The organism is Piscirickettsia litoralis, from assembly GCF_001720395.1.
In the GTDB taxonomy this organism is placed as follows: Bacteria; Pseudomonadota; Gammaproteobacteria; order Piscirickettsiales; family Piscirickettsiaceae; genus Piscirickettsia; species Piscirickettsia litoralis.
The window spans coordinates 216,939-232,995 of the sequence record NZ_MDTU01000001.1; the positions used below are offsets into that span (position 1 = coordinate 216,939).

Sequence of the window (16,057 nt, forward strand, 5' to 3'; positions counted from 1 at the left end):
GGGAACGGATAATCCCAAGTATTCTGATTTTTATGGCTCGAACCAGCATCCACACCAGGTGACAGTCAGTAGCTTTTATATGCAAAAATATTTAGTGACTATAGGACAAATGAATATTATAAAAGATGGATCACCAAAAAATAGATGCTTTACCAAGCACTGGACCTAAACTTTGGAGTTATAAGTCTCCTGAGTATATGAACTATCCGAGTGCAGCAGGTTTTTGTACTTGGCTGGCTAAAAAAACAGGGCTGCCCTTTAAGTTGCCTACAGAAGCACAGTGGATGTATGCGGCAACAGACAAGGGAACAATGATTTATCCGACAAATAATGGTAAAGTGGAGCCTTGTAAAAATATACGTTGTGTTGACTTAAAAGGGCCTCAAACGGTAGGACAGTATCCACCTAACCCGATGGGCATTGACTTCATGATGACATTTCATCAATGGACCCAAGATTGGTATGGTGATAGCTACTATTGGGACTCTCCTAAAGACAATCCTCAAGGCCCAAATCAAGGGACTCAAAAAACCCTTAGTGGGGGGGGGCAATTATGTATTTTATCGTATGGGTGGAGACTTGCCATCTAAGAGTAGTCATGGAGAGCGAGCGAATTTACGCTGTGTTATTAACCGCTCTGGGCCGATTTATCCGAATAAGTTGATGAAAGCGCCAGTGTAGTGATGAAAGTAAGAGTATTAGGTTTATAGCTCACTATGTTGAATAAGTTGCCGTATTACTATTGCTAATTTTCGTTCCTGGGGCATCTGACTTTGTGGTCGTCCAACTGAGAGATAAACGGTACATAATGAAAGAAACAATAATAATAATGGGGAAAAATTGTAATTTTGATAGGAAGCCATAACCGCCATAGGTTTTTGGTCCTAAGCTAGAAAGAATGGCAAGAGTGACAATGTATAAGATCATGAGCGAAGAGTGTTTTATCGTTTTTCTAAGGTCATTTGTAAGTTTAAATTGAGAGAGTAGGTAAACACCATAAGCGATTACTGTAAACAGGGCGACATAGCCGGTGTAGGGGAATTTTGAGAAGGCAAATAATAAGGATAAAAAGGCAAAGATAGCAGGCAGTATAATTTTCGGAAATGGCGCTTTAAAGCTGCCTGTTAAGTTGTTGCTATGAAGTTTACTAAGGCTCAATGGGATAGACATGTAAGAGATCACATAAAATAAAGATAAGAACGAGACGAGGGCGGACCATGAGCGAAAAAGCAGTAAAAATGTAATAGCAAAGCCAACTGTGAAAGTTAAGGAACGGCGGCTAAAGTTGTAAATGCCAATTTTGTTAAAAAATTTCGGCATTTGACCATCTTGTGACATGGCGGTGAGCAGTCGGGTGGTGGAGCCGGTATAAATTAAGCCTGTTCCTGAAGGAGAAATCACCGAATCCGCATATAAAATAATGGTAATAAAGTTTAAATTGAGTAAAGCAGTAAGTTGGACAAAGGGGCTGGTAAAGTTTAATGATTGCCAGCCTTGTTTGAGTGCATTTGGAGTTATTGCACCAATGAAGGCGGTTTGTAATACTAAGTAAATTGCTAGGGTGATTAGAATTGAGAAAATAATAGCAAGTGGGATATCGCGTTTTGGATGACGAGTTTCAGATGCAAAAGAAACAATATTTTGAAAACCATTAAATGAATAAATCATGCCTGAGCCGATCATGGCGATAAAAATTGATGAAACTCCATAAGGCAAAAAGGGAGTTTGCTTGCTATGAAAGTTTTGTGAATGAAAGGCCGCAAACATGATAGATAGACCGGTGATGATAGGAATTGCTATTTTACATGCGGTCAGAGCAACATTGCTCTTTGATAAAACTTTAACGCCCCAAAAATTAATTAAGCCAAAGGCTAAGATCATAACGATGGCAATGCTAATGCCTAAGGCGGTTAACTGGTGTATTTGACTATTGAATATCATGGGGCCGAATGAATCTGATAGAGAGGAGATATACTGCACACTGCCCTCGGCTTCTGTGGCAATAACTGCAGTGAGTCCTAGCCAGGTGGCTATGGTACAGATAAATGCAAATTCTTTATTGTGGCTTAAGGTTAAAAGACGAGCCATAAGGCCACGTTTTGGATAAATACTGGCAATTTCAGCAAGGCAAAGACCAAGTAAGAGGACAATAAGGCTGGTGATGATCCAAGAGAGGTAAGCACCTGCACCTGCAATTTTTGCCGCATAAAATGAGCTAAACAGCCAGCCTGAGCCAATCATCGTGCCAACACCGATTGCTGTGAGGCCAATAATGCCAATTTTATGGTGATTTTCTGTTTGCATAAGCCTTACCGTGATGTTGAATCGACGGACTAACTTACCATGTAATGATTGTTTTTGTGAAGTTTTTATTATGAATGATTAAAATTTTTAGAGGGAAACTATATTTTTTGACAAAGAGCGCCCTGCAACATAAGTTATGCATTTCTTATATCGCAGAGACGTTTTAGGTTGCTATATGTTATTGGCTGGCTTTATCAATGGCTTGTTGGATGGCAGCGGCCGCAGCGGGGGTGCCTTCTTGTGGGTTCGCAGGGTAACCGGCAAAAACAGTGACGTTATTTTCATTGGCTCCAGAGGTTGGCATCACAATGATAGCTGGAGTACCGCGAAAGCCCAGCTCACCACCTGCGAGTTGGAAGTTGGCTTGGATCGATGGTGGAGGTGTTTTTCCGGCGCTGAGCAAGGCTTTATCTTTATTAAGATTTACGCCTGCTTTTTTAGCCACAGCATCAACATCTTTATTTGTCAGCTTGCCTTCATCTTTGCCTGTTGCATAAATGCCATTGTGGTAGGCGATATACATTTTTGCACCACCTTGCTTGTAGGCGACTAGGCCCATTTCGGCGGCATAGGTTGAGGTTGGCCAGCGTTGACCAAAGATCGGGAAGTCTTTGAAGACAAATTTAATCTTAGGGTTATCGGTCATGACTTTTTCTATAGCGGGTGCGACTTTGCTGCAGTAAGCGCATTGATAATCAAAAAATTCAATGACTGCAACTTTGGCATCTTTTGGACCGACCACTGGGGTTTTGGGGTCATTAAGAAGCTGTTTGCTTGCTTTGATGGCTGCAGTGATCTGTTGCTTTTCCTGCGCTTTCATCTGTTGTTCTTGTAACTTTTGGCTTGCCTTAATGAGTACTTCAGGATGGTCGATGATGTATTGAGCGGCAATTTCACCGATTTTCTCTTGCTGTGCTGGAGTAAAGGGCGTCGTGCTTGCGGCAAAGGCACTTGATAGTGCGAATGGAGCGATCAAGCTTGAGATCAGATATTTTTTCATTGATTTAATTTACCTTGAGTGTAAAAACTTCTCTACTCTTATACCAGAAATTTAATAGCATGGATATGAGGATCTTCCGCGTTTTTTCTAGGGTCTTCGAGTAGTGACCACAACCGAATGACTTTGTTTTGATTATTTAGGTGATAAGAAAGATGAGCTCGGTTACTGGAGCCATCTTCAAAACGGCCATTGATGCGGATGAAAATTTTACGTTCTTCTGCTAAGCAGTCTTCAATATCAATATGAACGAATGCTGGAAGCTGTTTACTTGCACGTGCTTGGAAAAATTGAGTAATATCGCCAAAACGTATGAGGCGGCCGCTTTCATCGCCAATAAGGCTCGTATCGTAATACTGGGTGATTTTCTTTAAATCTAAGCCAAGCCAGAGTGATTCTTTAAGCTCATTGATAAAATTTAAAGCTGATTTTGTATGGATCATACGAGATTATCCTGATAGATGTTGCATTTTGTTATTTAAATTATAAGTGAATTTTGATCACTCTTGATTTTTCTTTATTGAGTCGAGCAGGTCATAACAAATTAGATTGAGTGTGTCGCTTATGCTATGGTAACAGCCTATTATGCAACCTTAAGAGTTGATCATGATACCCTAGAGTCTTACGATGAAAATGAGCATGATCGGTCTTTTAATATAGATGCATCGAGAGCAGTAAAAAAAGTAGGAAATAATATGCACTGTAATATCGTACTGCAAGTGGTTAATAAAGAGTTAGCTGTGTGTCAGATTATGTCAGGGAGCGAGCTACCGACATGGCTGCCGATGGATCGAAAAGATATATTTTTTTCTGTGACGCAAACGGAAGATGAGCTTTCTATTGTCTGTGACGAAAAGCTTGTGCCAAAAGGGGTTAAAGTGGAAAAAAAGTTGGCGGCTGTTGAGAGTGAAAGGGCAGCTTGACTTTTCTATAGTGGGCGTATTGAAACAGGTGATCACGCCATTAGCCGATGCTGCGATCAGTGTGTATACGATATCAACGTTTGATACGGATTATATTCTAGTGAAAAAAGATAGCTTTCTAAGTGCGGTAAGTGTATTAAGCCAGTACTTTACTATTGAACACAACAGTGATCATGCTCGAGAAGCGGTATGACGGCTAGGCTGTTACAGCAGAAATCTGTTGTTAGTGGAATTTATAGTCTTGTTTCTGCAATTAAGCCGATAGATATTTTAGAAGAACAGCATATTGAAGAAACACTAGCATGGCTACAAAGCGGCGCACCTATTTTTCGTGTTAAAAAAGCCTGATATTCCGAATAAACACCTTATTTCTTACTTTGTCTTATTTGATGAGGCGGCCTCAAAAATTCTGCTTGTTGATCATAAAAATGCTCAGCTTTGGTTGCCGCCAGGAGGGCATGTTGAGGTGAATGAGTCTCCAAAAGCAGCAGCTAAACGAGAATGTTTTGAAGAGTTGGGGATAGAAGCTGATTTTTGGTGTGAAACGCCTATTTTTGTTACATCTATCATGACGACAGGGCGAGTTGCTGGGCATACGGATGTCTGCTTATGGTATGTGTTAAAAGGTAGTCATCGTGATCGTTATCATTTTGATCAAGATGAATTTCATGAGGTGAGGTGGTTTGGTGATAATGAACTTCCCTGGAGCTTATCCGACCCACATCTGCAGAGATTTATGAAAAAATTACAAAAGATTACTGCTCAAAACAGGGAAGATTGATTGGTTTTTGAAAAAGAGGGCTTTGCCGTAAAAGCTCCTCGAATGGCAGTATTTTGAATTTTAATCGACAGAAATAAATTCACCATATAGATGATAAAACTTATTTTTGGCACTACCTTGCTGGCTTGATTTATGGCAAGCAAAAAGAAGTGTGGTTCTAGTATGAAACATGTTGAAAGCCGGCTTCCTCTTCCCTTCTTGCTCATAACTCTTTAGTATTACTGATAATAATTGACCGATCATTTAAATAATGGAGTTTTTGCATGATGCACCCACATTACCCTGAACTGTTCACCCCACTGGACCTTGGTTTTACCACGCTTAAAAACCGAGTCATCATGGGGTCTATGCATACAGGGCTTGAGGACATTAAAGATAATGGGCAAAGCATGGCCGCTTATTTTGCCGAACGAGCCAAGCATGGGGCCTCGCTGATGGTGACGGGGGGGTATGCGCCTAATCGTTCGGGCTGGGGATACCCATTTGCGAATAAGCTCACTTCTAAACGTGAAATCGCCTACCATAAAACTGTGACTGATGCTGTTCACCTAGAAGGTGGTAAAATCGCCCTACAAATATTGCATACAGGCCGCTATAGTTATCATCCTTTTGCTGTGGCACCGAGCGCAATCAAAGCGCCAATCAATAAATTTAAACCTCGTGCTTTGACCAAATTCGGTATAGAGCTGACGATTCGTAATTTTGTGCGGTGTGCAACACTCGCTCAACAGGCCGGTTATGATGGTGTTGAAATTATGGGTTCAGAAGGCTATTTAATTAATCAATTTATTTCAACGCGGACTAATAAAAGAACAGATCAGTGGGGAGGTAGCTTTGAAAATCGTATTCGTTTAGCGGTTGAAATTGTTAGGCGCACCCGAGAAGCCGTCGGTGAAAAATTTATTATTATTTTTAGGCTGTCAATGATAGATCTGATTCCAGAGGGCAGTAATTGGGAAGAGGTCATTCAGCTCGCCAAAGCCATTGAAGGGGCTGGTGCGACGATTATTAATACTGGGATTGGCTGGCATGAAGCGCGTATTCCAACGATTGCAACATCTGTTCCACGGGCGGCTTTTGCTGCAGTGACCAAAAAACTGAAAAAAGAAGTTTCTATTCCATTGGTTACATCCAATCGGATTAATACCCCAGATCAGGTCGAAAATTTACTAAAAGATGGTTTTTGCGACCTTGTTTCTATGGCTCGGCCGTTTTTAGCGGATGAGCAATTTATTAGCAAAGCTTATCAGGGCAAACCCGATAGCATTAATACTTGCATTGCTTGTAATCAGGCGTGCTTGGATCATGCTTTTCAAGTTAAGCGTGTCAGCTGTTTAGTGAATCCTCGCGCCTGCTATGAGTTAGAACTTAATTATTTACCGACCAAAAAAGTGAAACGTATTGCAATTATCGGTGCCGGTCCTGCCGGTATTACTGCGGCGATTGTTTTGGCAAAGCGTGGCCATATTGTTACTTTGTTTGATGCCAATGACTGTATTGGTGGGCAGCTGAATATTGCTAAGCAAATTCCAGGTAAAGAAGAGTTTCATGAAATGATTCGCTACTTTAATTATCAAGTGAAGCATCTGGATATTACCCTAAAACTTAATCACTATGTTCGTAAAGAAGATATTATTGATCAGTTTGATGAAGTTATTATTTCAACGGGAGTCAAACCGAGAACACCAGAAATCCCAGGTATTAATCATAATAAAGTACTTTCTTATCTTGATGTACTTAAAAATAAAATGCCTGTGGGACAATCCGTCGCTATTTTAGGTGCCGGTGGTATTGGTTTTGACACGGCCGAATATCTCCTTGATGATCATCCTGTAAACGCTGGAGAATTTTACCAAGAGTGGGGAATTGATATTAAAATGGAGCATCGAGGTGGGTTATTGCCGGATCATAAAAAAATTACCGGCGGCACGTAAAATTTATTTGTTACAACGTAAAACGAGCAAAGTCGGTGCAGGACTAGGAAAAACAACAGGGTGGATTCATCGCACTCAGTTAAAACACCGTCAAGTTGAAATGATTGCAGGTGTGCGCTATAACAAAATCGATGATCAGGGCTTACACATTACTCATAATGAAGAAGAGAAAGTGCTTAAGGTTGATCATGTCATTACTTGTACCGGCCAAGAGCCTTTTCGTGAGCTGCATGATGCTTTAAGTCAAGCAACGATCCCTGTTCACCTGATCGGGGGTGCTGATGTTGCGGCAGAACTGGATGCAAAGCGGGCGATTAATCAAGCCAGCAGGCTTGCAGCAGTCATTTAAGGATTAAGAAAAAGGCCTCTTTGCGAGGCCTTTTTAAATGACAGTGTATTAAGATGCTCTTCGTTTAGGTCGACTATTGCCACCACTATTAGAGCGACGTGAAGAATGCTCTGAACGTCGGCGGCCATGACCGCCTTCTCTACGCTTAAAACCATCACGGTCACGTGAGTGACTACGGCGACCGAAGCTGCTGCCACCTTGACTATCTTTGTCTGTTGCTGCTTTAGTTTGAATCGGATGGCCTTTCACACGGCATTTATGAGTGAGGTCCATCACTTGGCTAGCAACGTTGCTTGAAAGGTCAACGAGGCTGTAATCATCGAAAATATGGATACGGCCGATGGATTTACGGGTGATATCACCTTCATTGGCGAGAACACCGACAATATCACTCGGTTGTACCCGATGGCGGTGACCGACTTCTAAACGACAGCGCGACATACCGTGCTCAGTGGGCTGGACACCTTGGCGAGCGCGGCGCTCACGTTGGCTCGGCTCATGGCGATCACCACGTGACTCAAAATCAAGAGACTTTGGGTCTTCTTTTTTGATTTGTAATGGTTTTTGCTTCTGAGCCATAAAAGCAAGTGCAGCTGCAATATCCAACTCACTGCTTTCGCTTTGGGTTAGCATACTTTCAACCAAAGTGCGGTAATAATCTAAATCGACCTCATTAAGGGTGCTAATCACTTGTTCTTTAAAGCTTTCTGCACGCTTTTCAGTGATTTCATTGGCTGTTGGTGGGTTAATCGCTTTAATTGACTGGCGAGTGACACGTTCTAAGTCTTTTAATAGGCGACGCTCACGTGGAGAAACAAACAGTAATGCTTTACCTTCACGACCAGCACGACCGGTACGACCAATACGGTGAACGTAAGACTCTGGATCATGAGGAATATCAAAGTTTACAACGTGAGTGATGCGATTAACATCAATACCACGGGCGGCAACATCGGTTGCAATAACGATATCGATAGAGCCATTTTTAATGCGCTTGATGACTTGCTCGCGTGAGGCTTGGTTCATGTCACCATTCATCGCCGCTGCTGAATAACCTCGTGCTTCAAGACGCTCTGCAAGTTCAGTCGTTGCAATTTTTGTTCTAGCAAAGATAATTGCAGCATCGAATTCTTCTAGTTCTAAATAACGTGTGAGCGCTTCAAGCTTATGATGTTTTGATGTGATCATATAGCTTTGCTCGATGGTGCTTACTGTATTCGTTTTAGGTTTAATCTGAATGTGCTTTGGATCTGTTAAGTGCTGGTTTGCAATGCTTTTAATCGAAGGCGGTAGTGTTGCTGAAAATAATGCAGTTTGATGTTCTGTAGGAATTTGTTGCAGGATCCATTTAACATCATCGATAAAGCCCATTTTGAGCATTTCATCGGCTTCATCAAGAACGACAGTCTTTAAACTTTCTAAAGGCAGTGTTTCACGGCGCATATGGTCCATGATACGGCCCGGCGTGCCGACAACAATATGAACACCGCGTTTTAAGGAGCGTAGTTGACTGCGAAATTCTTGTCCGCCATAAATTGGTAAAACGTGAAAACCCGGTAAGTGCTTAGCATAGCGTTGAAAGGCTTCAGCAATTTGAATCGCTAGCTCACGTGTCGGGGCTAAAATAAGGGCCTGCGGGCTGGCATGTTTTAGTGAGAGCTGGGTTAAAATAGGTAATGCAAAGGCTGCGGTTTTACCGGTTCCTGTTTGTGCTTGTGCGAGGATGTCTTGTTGGTCCAAAAGTACTGGGATGCTTTGCTCTTGAATCGGTGAAGGCGTTTCATAGCCTAGCTCTGCAAGTGAGCTTAAAATACCTTCGGCAATGCCTAAACTGTCGAAACTAGTCGTTGTTGACATGTGTGTTCCTATCTTTAATTAAGTGTTAGTTGTGAATCTAAGGACAGGTGTTCGTTAACTACCCGAGTCAGATTGGTCATGAGCGACCTAATGGGGTGAGAAACAATCCAAACCTTCACCGATAGGCTGCGCATAGAGCGGACATTGTAATGATCACAGGCAATATGTCAATAAAATGTTCCTTTTTCCGTAACTTACTGTCTATTTACTATCCGATCTTAGAGGTTAGAGGGGAGATCATGATGAATGTTCAATTTTTATCAGCTTTATTTTTCTGAGGGTTTTAGAGAAGTGCCGATGAGCTTAGGGCGCTAAGAGGATTAAAACTGATATTTTATTGATTTTAATAAATATAAAGCTAAAATCCTAAAAATTGGCATCATCTAAATGCTTAGAAAATAACGCTTCAGCACTCATGATAGTGAGGTAGAATATGATTATGAACAACTTGGCATCAAATAGCTTGTCTTAATCTGATAGCTAAAACGAATACAATAATCTCGGTGAAAGTAAAGCGAGTCGCCCCCTCTATCAGGACCAGAGCTCGCTATATTAATTAAATTTTTTATTTAGTAAAGCCAGTTGGATGGGAAAGAACGTAAGAAAATATCCCCCTCTGATGGGCAAGTAGACTTTTCTCCAGTAGGAATAGCCTCTTTTTGAGAGTCCACAGTATTATTTGTATTTTTATTCCAATAAGTTCTTACCTCCGACAGGTAAAATACTCCATCGTCATTATTGCATTTAAAAATTGCGCGCGAGTTATATTTTTGTTCGAGTGTTTTGAGGGTGGTTGGGCTTTCAATGGTTGCTAGAGTCGGAAGCGTCTTTTCTAGTTTGAGTGCTTCTTGAAAGTAGGTGTCTTGATCAAGGGCGCTGCAAGTGCCATGTTTCTCCCATTCATATTGCCAAAAGCCCCCAGAGCCACCAGGCATGTATGTATTAAGCTGTGATTCTGTCGAGGAATTAATATCTATTTTACAGTCTTTGGCCTTTTGTCCTGCACTACAACCTGGGCTATTAGAGCAATAAGAAGGGTAACCACCCTCGTCGTAGTTAGGCCATAAGCCATGTATGGTGAGTTTAATTGCAGTGGTTGAGGCTGTTGGAAGGTTCTTGCAACTGTCTTTTTGTGGGTTTTGAACGCAAAACTCGGGCAGCCAGGTCTGTGCGAATGCGTAGTAACCGAAGTCTCCAGCGGTTTGTGCAAAGCTTGGTGCTGAAGACAATGCACCCAGTATGATGGTCGAGCTTGCTAAGTGTTTAAAGGCTGTTTTGAGATGAAATGACATAAGCAATACTTCCTATCCTGTTTTTGATTGTGTTTGATGTAAACAGATATTGACAGGTTTATTGAAAAAGGCAATACCTGTGTTTTTTATTACATTAAGATAATAATTTGATGTGCTGTTTTTTTATAACAGACTGGGTGATTATTGGTAATAAACTTAGCTTCTAAACATGAAGGTCGATGGCCTTTTATATTTTTTCATTATAAAACAATGGGCTTTTGTATCATTAGCGAGTTGATAAAAACAAGCAGGTGACAGTATAAAGATAAAGATTTATATGATTAAGCTAGGCCGGTTGTGCTATGCTCTGAAAAATAGAAAGTGATAGTGTTATGCTAGAGGTAGTTCACAAGTGCAGTTAAGATCTGGATTTTTAGTTTATGTTCCAATGTTTCTTCTTATGACCTATTGGGGTTATATGAAGGTCGCTCTACCTGTACTACCTGACTTATTGAAAGCATTTGATACCTCTGGGATGGTGATACATCAGTTAATCTCTTTATCGTTTATCTTATCTGGTTTATCGTCATTGATTTGGGGGGTGGTGATTGACCGGCTGGAGATGAAGCGCTTTCTTGTTTATATTACTGCTATTGGTATTATTGTGCTTTCTTCTGTTGCGCTGGCGAGTAATATTTGGTTCTGGGGGATCACTTATATAATAAGCTCTGTTATTGTTGGTGGTTTTCTCGTCTGCTCGCGCAGCTTTGTTATGCTGTATCTCCAAGATGACCTGCAAATTAAAAAATCACTCTCTATGCTCATGGTCGGGGGATATTCCTCAGCATTTCTAACGCCATTTATTAGTGGTTGGTTGGGAGCATGGATTGGTTGGAATTATGCATTTTTGGTGATTCCTGCATGGCTGATTGTTCTGTTTTTCATCTTTATTCAGTTGCAAGGCCAGCCTGATCACCAGCATAAAACTAAAACCTTTTTAGATAATACCAAGCAGATGTGGGGGCACTTGAAAAATAAGCGGTTTCGCACTTGTTTATTGATTATTGGAGGTTTTGCATCTGTTGCTCAAAGTTATTATATTGCTATTGCCTTTTGGCTATTGCCGGCTTACCACGTTTCTATACAGTATATTGCTTTTTATTTGCTTCCTATTCTCTTGCCCGGCATGGTTATGCCTTTCTTCCATACAGCGGTGCATAAGCGATTTTCCGAATCTAAATTGATTACGTTTTATGTTTCTCTTTTTATACTTGCTGGGGTGTTATCTTTTGTTTTCATGTTGGTTCCCAACCCTTCAAGCTGGTTATGGGTGATTCCTGGAGTTTTAGCCTCTATTGCGATAGTAGGAGTGTTGCCGATTATCTCCTTTCACGCTTTACAATCTGTAAAAGGGCACTATAGTGCAGCGTCTGGACTTATTTCGATTGCTTCTTACTCTTCTGGAGGGATCGGTATTTATCTTACTTCTTTTATTACTTTGGAAAGTTTCTATCGTGAGGGCCTTTTCATTTTAATCATTGCAGCTTGCATGATTGCATTAATCAGAAGCCTTTATAAAGATCTATAAAGGCGCTTTAAAAAGTTAGTGAACTCCATGAAACCATTGACAAAAAGCGGTTGAAAAGATAATGAGTGAAAATGCAGCGATTAAATAAAAAGCTGCGCTGTATTTAAATTCGTTAGTATGAAGAAAGGCTTGAATATCTGCTAACTTACTGTCTTGCATAGCGATGAATGCTCTAAGGCCAATCATTAGTGCAATGATCCCTATAATCATAAATATTGCTGCGTGTCCCATTATATTCCCCTTGATATTGAGCTTTTATTTTGAGCATAGGTGAAAAAACAGTCAGATTCCATTGAAGTGGTATCGGCTCGATGTATGAATTTATGATCAAATAACTTTATTGAGTGGGTGATGTACTTGTTTTAGAATAGGCCGATAATGTAAACGCTTGAGCTTTTAGTTTCTGATGAGGAAAGTTACGTTATGCAGCAAGTTTTGCGGGCTAATGATTTTAATAAAAAAGTTCTAGTTGCAGGGGCTGGAATTGGTGGTTTAACCGCAGCAGCTTGTCTATTACAAGCGGGCTATGATGTTGAAATTTATGAAGCTGCCTCTGAGTTGGCTGAGATTGGCGCAGGGATTCAAATCAGTGCGAATGCGGCGAAAGTGTTGCATCATTTGGGGTTAGCCGAAGAGCTAGAAAAAGTTTCTGTGCGTCCTAAGGCGCTTGAATTTCGATTATATAGTAACGCTGAATTGTTGCATGAAGTGCCCTTATCGAAACGACATACCGAGCAATATGGAGCGCCTTATTATCATATTCACCGTGCAGACCTCCATACGCTATTAATGAAAAAAGTGCTTTCTTTGCGCCCTAATTGTATTTTCTTAAACGCAAGAGCAGTGGGCTTTAAAGAATTGGATACACAGGTGCAATTACAGCTTGCTGATGGCCGAATGGTGAATGGAGATCTACTCATCGGTGCTGATGGAGTGAGGTCTGAAATTCGTAAGCAAATTGTTGGCGATGCTCAAGCTAAATTTACCGGCTATTCAGCATGGCGAGCGACGATTCCTGTTGAGAGGTTGCCTGTAAATTTTATGGATAGAGTGGCAACCTTGTGGTGTGGGCCTGAGCGACATGTGGTGATGTATTACTTGTGTGCAGGGAAATTGCTTAACTTTGTCGGTATTGTCGAAAGCGAGGATTGGCAAGAAGAATCTTGGGTGAGTAAGTCTTCTTGGCAAGAGTTGAAAAAGGATTTCGCTGGCTGGCACCGGGATATACAAACAGCGATTGACTTAATTGATAAGAATGAATGCTACCGTTGGGCGCTTAATGTAAGGGAAACTGCATCAAAATGGAGTATAGCTAGAGCTACATTATTAGGTGATTCGGCTCATGCAACCTTGCCTTTTATGGCGCAAGGGGCTGCAATGGCAATAGAGGATGCTATGATTCTGACTCGGTCGTTAGTATCGTGCACAGATATCGATGTCGCACTGGATGTGTACCAGCGTAATAGAATGGCTCGGACAACAAAAATTGTTCAAGGGTCTGCTGAAAGTGGGCAGTTATATCACTTAGCAACTGCTGAGGAGTTTCAAGCCGGATTTGCTAAGAGAAACATGGCAAAGGAACTTTCTAGTTGGGTTTATTCTTATGACCCATTAGTAGCGCCATTAGTTTAAAATGATAAAAAACCCGTAAAATTGATATGTTGTTCTGATGTGATATAGAAACTAGTTTAAGTACTAGGTTTGAAGCTATTATTTTATTCTTATTGGGATTATGTATATAGTACAATAAATATACTGAGGGTTGACTATTTTTAATAGCTAAAAAAGGGTGTAAATTCATGGATACAAGTGTTTCTAAGCTTTTGAATGATAAGAATACGAATATTCTGACGGCTGAGTCATCGATGTCTGTCTATGATTGCATATTAATGATGGCAGAAAAAAATATTGGGGCCTTGCCTGTTGTTGAAAATGATGTGCTGTTGGGCATTTTTACTGAACGTGATTTGATGCTGAAAGTTGTTAAAGAAAGAAAGGATCCAGAAAAACTTTAATTAGTGAAGTAATGACTAAAGAGGTGATTTACATTAATAAAGCGAGTCCACTGAATGAAGTCATGGCGATCATGACGGATAAAAGGATCAGACATATTCCTATTTTAGAAGAAGGAAAGCTAATAGGAATGATCTCTATTGGTGATATTACCCATTGGTTAAGCTTAAAATATGATCGCCAGAAATATGAAATTAATACGCTCAATGAATATGTAAGTGGTGGTGGTTATTCTTAATTTTTATGGAAAATAGGGACGTTTGATTAATACGCCAGCATTATACTGGCGCTGCTGATTCTGTTTTTAAACGTAAGAAACTGTAACTGTTGCAGTGCCTGAGTAGTTTCCAGCTGTCGTTGAGTTGTCGACGGTTACTTCACCGACAATATTTTTAGTCAATCTTCCGTTACCAGGATTGAGGCTGTCGTTTTCATCACTTGTTTGAATTGTCACGTTTAGCGTACTACTTGAAGGGCCTGCTAAAGTGATTGTTGCCGGATAATCAATACTGACAGAAGCGCCCTTTTCTCCAGTAATTCCAAAACTACCTGTCGCCTGCTTTGTAGATGATGAGCCTGTTGTTACATATAAATTGCCGAAATCCATAGCTTGAGTTTGGGTGACAGTTAATGCCTGAAATACTTTTGCAACAACGGAAACAGAGCCTGTTGCAGCGAATGCGGAATAACTTGCACCGAGGGTGATTAATGCAGCTGTGAGGATGGCTGATTTTTTACATGGCGGCTCTCCAGTGATGATGAATGAAGCTCTTCCTAAGCTATTGGTTATTATTTTAGAAATTTTTTCGAAATAATACATAGAGTATTAGTCTTGTAAGAGCAGAAGATTATCTATTAATTGCTTGTAAGATATTGCCCATGGCTAGGTTGTTATATTTTTACTAAAATCGGTCTGGCTCTCTTGTTATTTAATAACTTTCTATATGGTGTGAAATAATATAGAGGGGGGAATTAACCATAACTCACTGAGTTGATTGTTTAAGGTCTAGGTTCAGGGCGGTGGCCTGAATGTTTATGGGTTTTGCTGTAGGATATAACTTTTAAAGCATAAACAAGTTGGATTTCATTACTCTCTCTAACAAAGTTCAAGGCCCTCGCCAAAGTTGAAAATATCAGCAAAATTAAAAGGTTTGCAATTAATATGATCAGAAAGGGCGACCCTACAAATAAGCGCAGTGCCAGGTCAAAGCTTAAGCAGCTGCAATGGGGTGAAACTTATTTGCTCAAAATCTTACCAAGTGAATGTTACCTAAAACAATTAATTTTTTACTATCAATAGGTTAAGTTTTTATTTTTATTAAAAGCAGCGCATTGCGTTATATATTGACAATGGGGCATGCAACCATTAATATGTGTTCAACACACATTATTTTAATGCTTAACTGAAATGGGACCCTATTTTGATTGTTCTTTATCACTATGAACCAAGTTCAACTTCATCTCAGAAGGTTCGCTTATGTTTATCTTATAAAAATCTTGTTTATACGAGTAAGAATATAAATTTAGAATGTGCTGAGCACTTAGAAAATGAATATTTAAAAGTAAATAGGCATGGTTTATTACCAATAATAGTTCACAATGGAAATAAAATAAGAGAATCTAATTTTATTAATGAGTATTTAGACAAGGTTTATCCTGAAAAATCATTAGTACCAAAAAATGCGGTTGACTTTAATTTTATGCAATACCTTTGTAAACAGCAGGAATATTTAAATGAGAACTGTCTAAGGTATTATAGTTATATTTCAAGTAATAGAATAGAGCTTATTGATAATAAGTGGTTAAAAGAACACCCGCAACTTGATCGCAGAAAGTTTTTGCGATTAGTCAAATATGGGCTAACAAAACAAGACCTCCATGAAATAGATAATTATCTAATAAATGAACTTAATTTTATAAATTCAATTTTAGAAAAAACTTTGGCTTTGTGGTGATCAATATACATTAGCCGACATAGCTTGGACAGTTTTAAATTAATCGATTATATGAGGTAGGCAGGGGGCATTTAGTTGATGAAAATAAATTAGATGCATTACTTAATTGGTTTACAAAAATTAA

Annotated in this window: 19 protein-coding genes; 12 read left to right on the plus strand and 7 right to left on the minus strand. The window is 40.0% G+C overall.

All coding sequences use genetic code 11. The annotated features are described in order from the left end of the window. Nucleotides 1–125: 125 nt before the first annotated feature. The gene (locus tag BGC07_RS00990) at nt 126–590 is read left to right on the plus strand and encodes a formylglycine-generating enzyme family protein (protein WP_069311615.1); all 465 of its coding nucleotides are present in this window, start codon (nt 126–128) and stop codon (nt 588–590) included. Nucleotides 591–714: 124 nt separating this feature from the next. Here the strand turns inward: BGC07_RS00990 and BGC07_RS00995 are convergent, their stop codons facing one another. From BGC07_RS00995 to BGC07_RS01005, 3 genes are all read right to left on the minus strand, one after another. Further along, a complete protein-coding gene (locus BGC07_RS00995) occupies nt 715–2,304 on the minus strand; it encodes an APC family permease (RefSeq protein WP_069311616.1) in 1,590 nt (529 codons plus the stop codon). A 178-nt stretch (nt 2,305–2,482) separates the two neighbouring features. Continuing rightward, the gene (locus BGC07_RS01000) at nt 2,483–3,304 is read right to left on the minus strand and encodes a DsbA family protein (RefSeq protein WP_069311617.1); all 822 of its coding nucleotides are present in this window, start codon (nt 3,302–3,304) and stop codon (nt 2,483–2,485) included. 38 nt (nt 3,305–3,342) lie between these two features. Next, entirely contained in the window at nt 3,343–3,744 is a 402-nt protein-coding gene (locus BGC07_RS01005; RefSeq protein WP_069311618.1) for a hypothetical protein, read from the minus strand. Nucleotides 3,745–3,870: 126 nt separating this feature from the next. Here BGC07_RS01005 and BGC07_RS20350 point away from each other — a divergent pair, with 126 nt between their 5' ends. From BGC07_RS20350 to BGC07_RS23580, 6 genes are all read left to right on the plus strand, one after another. Further along, nucleotides 3,871–4,224, plus strand: a complete 354-nt coding sequence (locus BGC07_RS20350) for a hypothetical protein (RefSeq protein WP_158006821.1) — start codon at nt 3,871–3,873, stop codon at nt 4,222–4,224. Continuing rightward, on the plus strand, nt 4,208–4,417 hold the full coding sequence (locus tag BGC07_RS01010; RefSeq protein WP_158006822.1) for an ACT domain-containing protein: 210 nt from the start codon (nt 4,208–4,210) through the stop codon (nt 4,415–4,417). The genes BGC07_RS20350 and BGC07_RS01010 overlap by 17 nt, the downstream gene beginning before the upstream one ends. Then, nucleotides 4,414–4,572, plus strand: coding sequence for a hypothetical protein (locus BGC07_RS21055; RefSeq protein WP_201258082.1), 159 nt, complete (start codon nt 4,414–4,416; stop codon nt 4,570–4,572). Before BGC07_RS01010 ends, BGC07_RS21055 begins: the two co-directional genes overlap by 4 nt. Further along, the gene (locus tag BGC07_RS01015; RefSeq protein ID WP_201258083.1) at nt 4,556–5,005 is read left to right on the plus strand and encodes an NUDIX hydrolase; all 450 of its coding nucleotides are present in this window, start codon (nt 4,556–4,558) and stop codon (nt 5,003–5,005) included. The genes BGC07_RS21055 and BGC07_RS01015 overlap by 17 nt, the downstream gene beginning before the upstream one ends. Nucleotides 5,006–5,268: 263 nt before the next feature. Next, nucleotides 5,269–6,939, plus strand: coding sequence for an NADPH-dependent 2,4-dienoyl-CoA reductase (locus BGC07_RS01025; RefSeq protein WP_317135105.1), 1,671 nt, complete (start codon nt 5,269–5,271; stop codon nt 6,937–6,939). Then, nucleotides 6,896–7,288, plus strand: coding sequence for a hypothetical protein (locus BGC07_RS23580; RefSeq protein WP_317135106.1), 393 nt, complete (start codon nt 6,896–6,898; stop codon nt 7,286–7,288). Before BGC07_RS01025 ends, BGC07_RS23580 begins: the two co-directional genes overlap by 44 nt. A gap of 48 nt (nt 7,289–7,336) precedes the next feature. Here BGC07_RS23580 and BGC07_RS01030 read toward each other — a convergent pair whose 3' ends face one another. After that, complete coding sequence (locus tag BGC07_RS01030; protein WP_069311620.1) at nt 7,337–9,145, minus strand: DEAD/DEAH box helicase; 1,809 nt, start codon at nt 9,143–9,145, stop codon at nt 7,337–7,339. 569 nt (nt 9,146–9,714) lie between these two features. After that, a complete protein-coding gene (locus BGC07_RS01035; RefSeq protein ID WP_069311621.1) occupies nt 9,715–10,437 on the minus strand; it encodes a T2 family ribonuclease in 723 nt (240 codons plus the stop codon). A gap of 352 nt (nt 10,438–10,789) precedes the next feature. On the opposite strand from BGC07_RS01035, the gene BGC07_RS01040 reads away from it, so the two are divergent. Continuing rightward, entirely contained in the window at nt 10,790–11,965 is a 1,176-nt protein-coding gene (locus BGC07_RS01040) for an MFS transporter (RefSeq protein WP_139121569.1), read from the plus strand. Nucleotides 11,966–11,980: 15 nt separating this feature from the next. Here BGC07_RS01040 and BGC07_RS01045 read toward each other — a convergent pair whose 3' ends face one another. Next, nucleotides 11,981–12,196 carry a hypothetical protein gene (locus tag BGC07_RS01045; RefSeq protein ID WP_069311623.1) on the minus strand — a complete coding sequence of 72 codons (216 nt, stop codon included), beginning with the start codon at nt 12,194–12,196 and terminating at the stop codon, nt 11,981–11,983. 192 nt (nt 12,197–12,388) lie between these two features. On the opposite strand from BGC07_RS01045, the gene BGC07_RS01050 reads away from it, so the two are divergent. The 3 genes from BGC07_RS01050 (at nt 12,389) to BGC07_RS21385 (ending at nt 14,216) form a co-directional block, all read left to right on the plus strand. Further along, on the plus strand, nt 12,389–13,597 hold the full coding sequence (locus BGC07_RS01050) for an FAD-dependent monooxygenase (protein WP_069311624.1): 1,209 nt from the start codon (nt 12,389–12,391) through the stop codon (nt 13,595–13,597). Between the two features lie 167 nt (nt 13,598–13,764). Beyond that, nucleotides 13,765–13,980, plus strand: a complete 216-nt coding sequence (locus BGC07_RS21380; protein WP_235602813.1) for a CBS domain-containing protein — start codon at nt 13,765–13,767, stop codon at nt 13,978–13,980. 11 nt (nt 13,981–13,991) lie between these two features. Further along, on the plus strand, nt 13,992–14,216 hold the full coding sequence (locus BGC07_RS21385; protein WP_235602814.1) for a CBS domain-containing protein: 225 nt from the start codon (nt 13,992–13,994) through the stop codon (nt 14,214–14,216). A gap of 66 nt (nt 14,217–14,282) precedes the next feature. Here BGC07_RS21385 and BGC07_RS01060 read toward each other — a convergent pair whose 3' ends face one another. Continuing rightward, the gene (locus BGC07_RS01060; RefSeq protein WP_077216677.1) at nt 14,283–14,798 is read right to left on the minus strand and encodes a DUF4402 domain-containing protein; all 516 of its coding nucleotides are present in this window, start codon (nt 14,796–14,798) and stop codon (nt 14,283–14,285) included. 601 nt (nt 14,799–15,399) lie between these two features. Between BGC07_RS01060 and BGC07_RS01065 the strand changes: the two genes are divergently transcribed. Further along, nucleotides 15,400–15,933, plus strand: a complete 534-nt coding sequence (locus BGC07_RS01065) for a glutathione S-transferase family protein (protein WP_069311625.1) — start codon at nt 15,400–15,402, stop codon at nt 15,931–15,933. The last annotated feature ends 124 nt before the right edge of the window (nt 15,934–16,057 follow it).

Excerpts from the sequence above, each read along its gene's own strand:
- BGC07_RS00990 (WP_069311615.1), top strand. The coding sequence starts at position 126 with ATGGATCACCAAAAAATAGATGCTTTACCAAGCACTGGACCTAAACTT.
- BGC07_RS00995 (WP_069311616.1), bottom strand. The coding sequence starts at position 2,304 with ATGCAAACAGAAAATCACCATAAAATTGGCATTATTGGCCTCACAGCA.
- BGC07_RS01000 (WP_069311617.1), bottom strand. The coding sequence starts at position 3,304 with ATGAAAAAATATCTGATCTCAAGCTTGATCGCTCCATTCGCACTATCA.
- BGC07_RS01005 (WP_069311618.1), bottom strand. The coding sequence starts at position 3,744 with ATGATCCATACAAAATCAGCTTTAAATTTTATCAATGAGCTTAAAGAA.
- BGC07_RS20350 (WP_158006821.1), top strand. The coding sequence starts at position 3,871 with ATGGTAACAGCCTATTATGCAACCTTAAGAGTTGATCATGATACCCTA.
- BGC07_RS21055 (WP_201258082.1), top strand. The coding sequence starts at position 4,414 with ATGACGGCTAGGCTGTTACAGCAGAAATCTGTTGTTAGTGGAATTTAT.
- BGC07_RS01025 (WP_317135105.1), top strand. The coding sequence starts at position 5,269 with ATGATGCACCCACATTACCCTGAACTGTTCACCCCACTGGACCTTGGT.
- BGC07_RS01030 (WP_069311620.1), bottom strand. The coding sequence starts at position 9,145 with ATGTCAACAACGACTAGTTTCGACAGTTTAGGCATTGCCGAAGGTATT.
- BGC07_RS01035 (WP_069311621.1), bottom strand. The coding sequence starts at position 10,437 with ATGTCATTTCATCTCAAAACAGCCTTTAAACACTTAGCAAGCTCGACC.
- BGC07_RS01045 (WP_069311623.1), bottom strand. The coding sequence starts at position 12,196 with ATGGGACACGCAGCAATATTTATGATTATAGGGATCATTGCACTAATG.
- BGC07_RS01050 (WP_069311624.1), top strand. The coding sequence starts at position 12,389 with ATGCAGCAAGTTTTGCGGGCTAATGATTTTAATAAAAAAGTTCTAGTT.
- BGC07_RS21380 (WP_235602813.1), top strand. The coding sequence starts at position 13,765 with ATGGATACAAGTGTTTCTAAGCTTTTGAATGATAAGAATACGAATATT.
- BGC07_RS21385 (WP_235602814.1), top strand. The coding sequence starts at position 13,992 with ATGACTAAAGAGGTGATTTACATTAATAAAGCGAGTCCACTGAATGAA.
- BGC07_RS01060 (WP_077216677.1), bottom strand. The coding sequence starts at position 14,798 with ATGTATTATTTCGAAAAAATTTCTAAAATAATAACCAATAGCTTAGGA.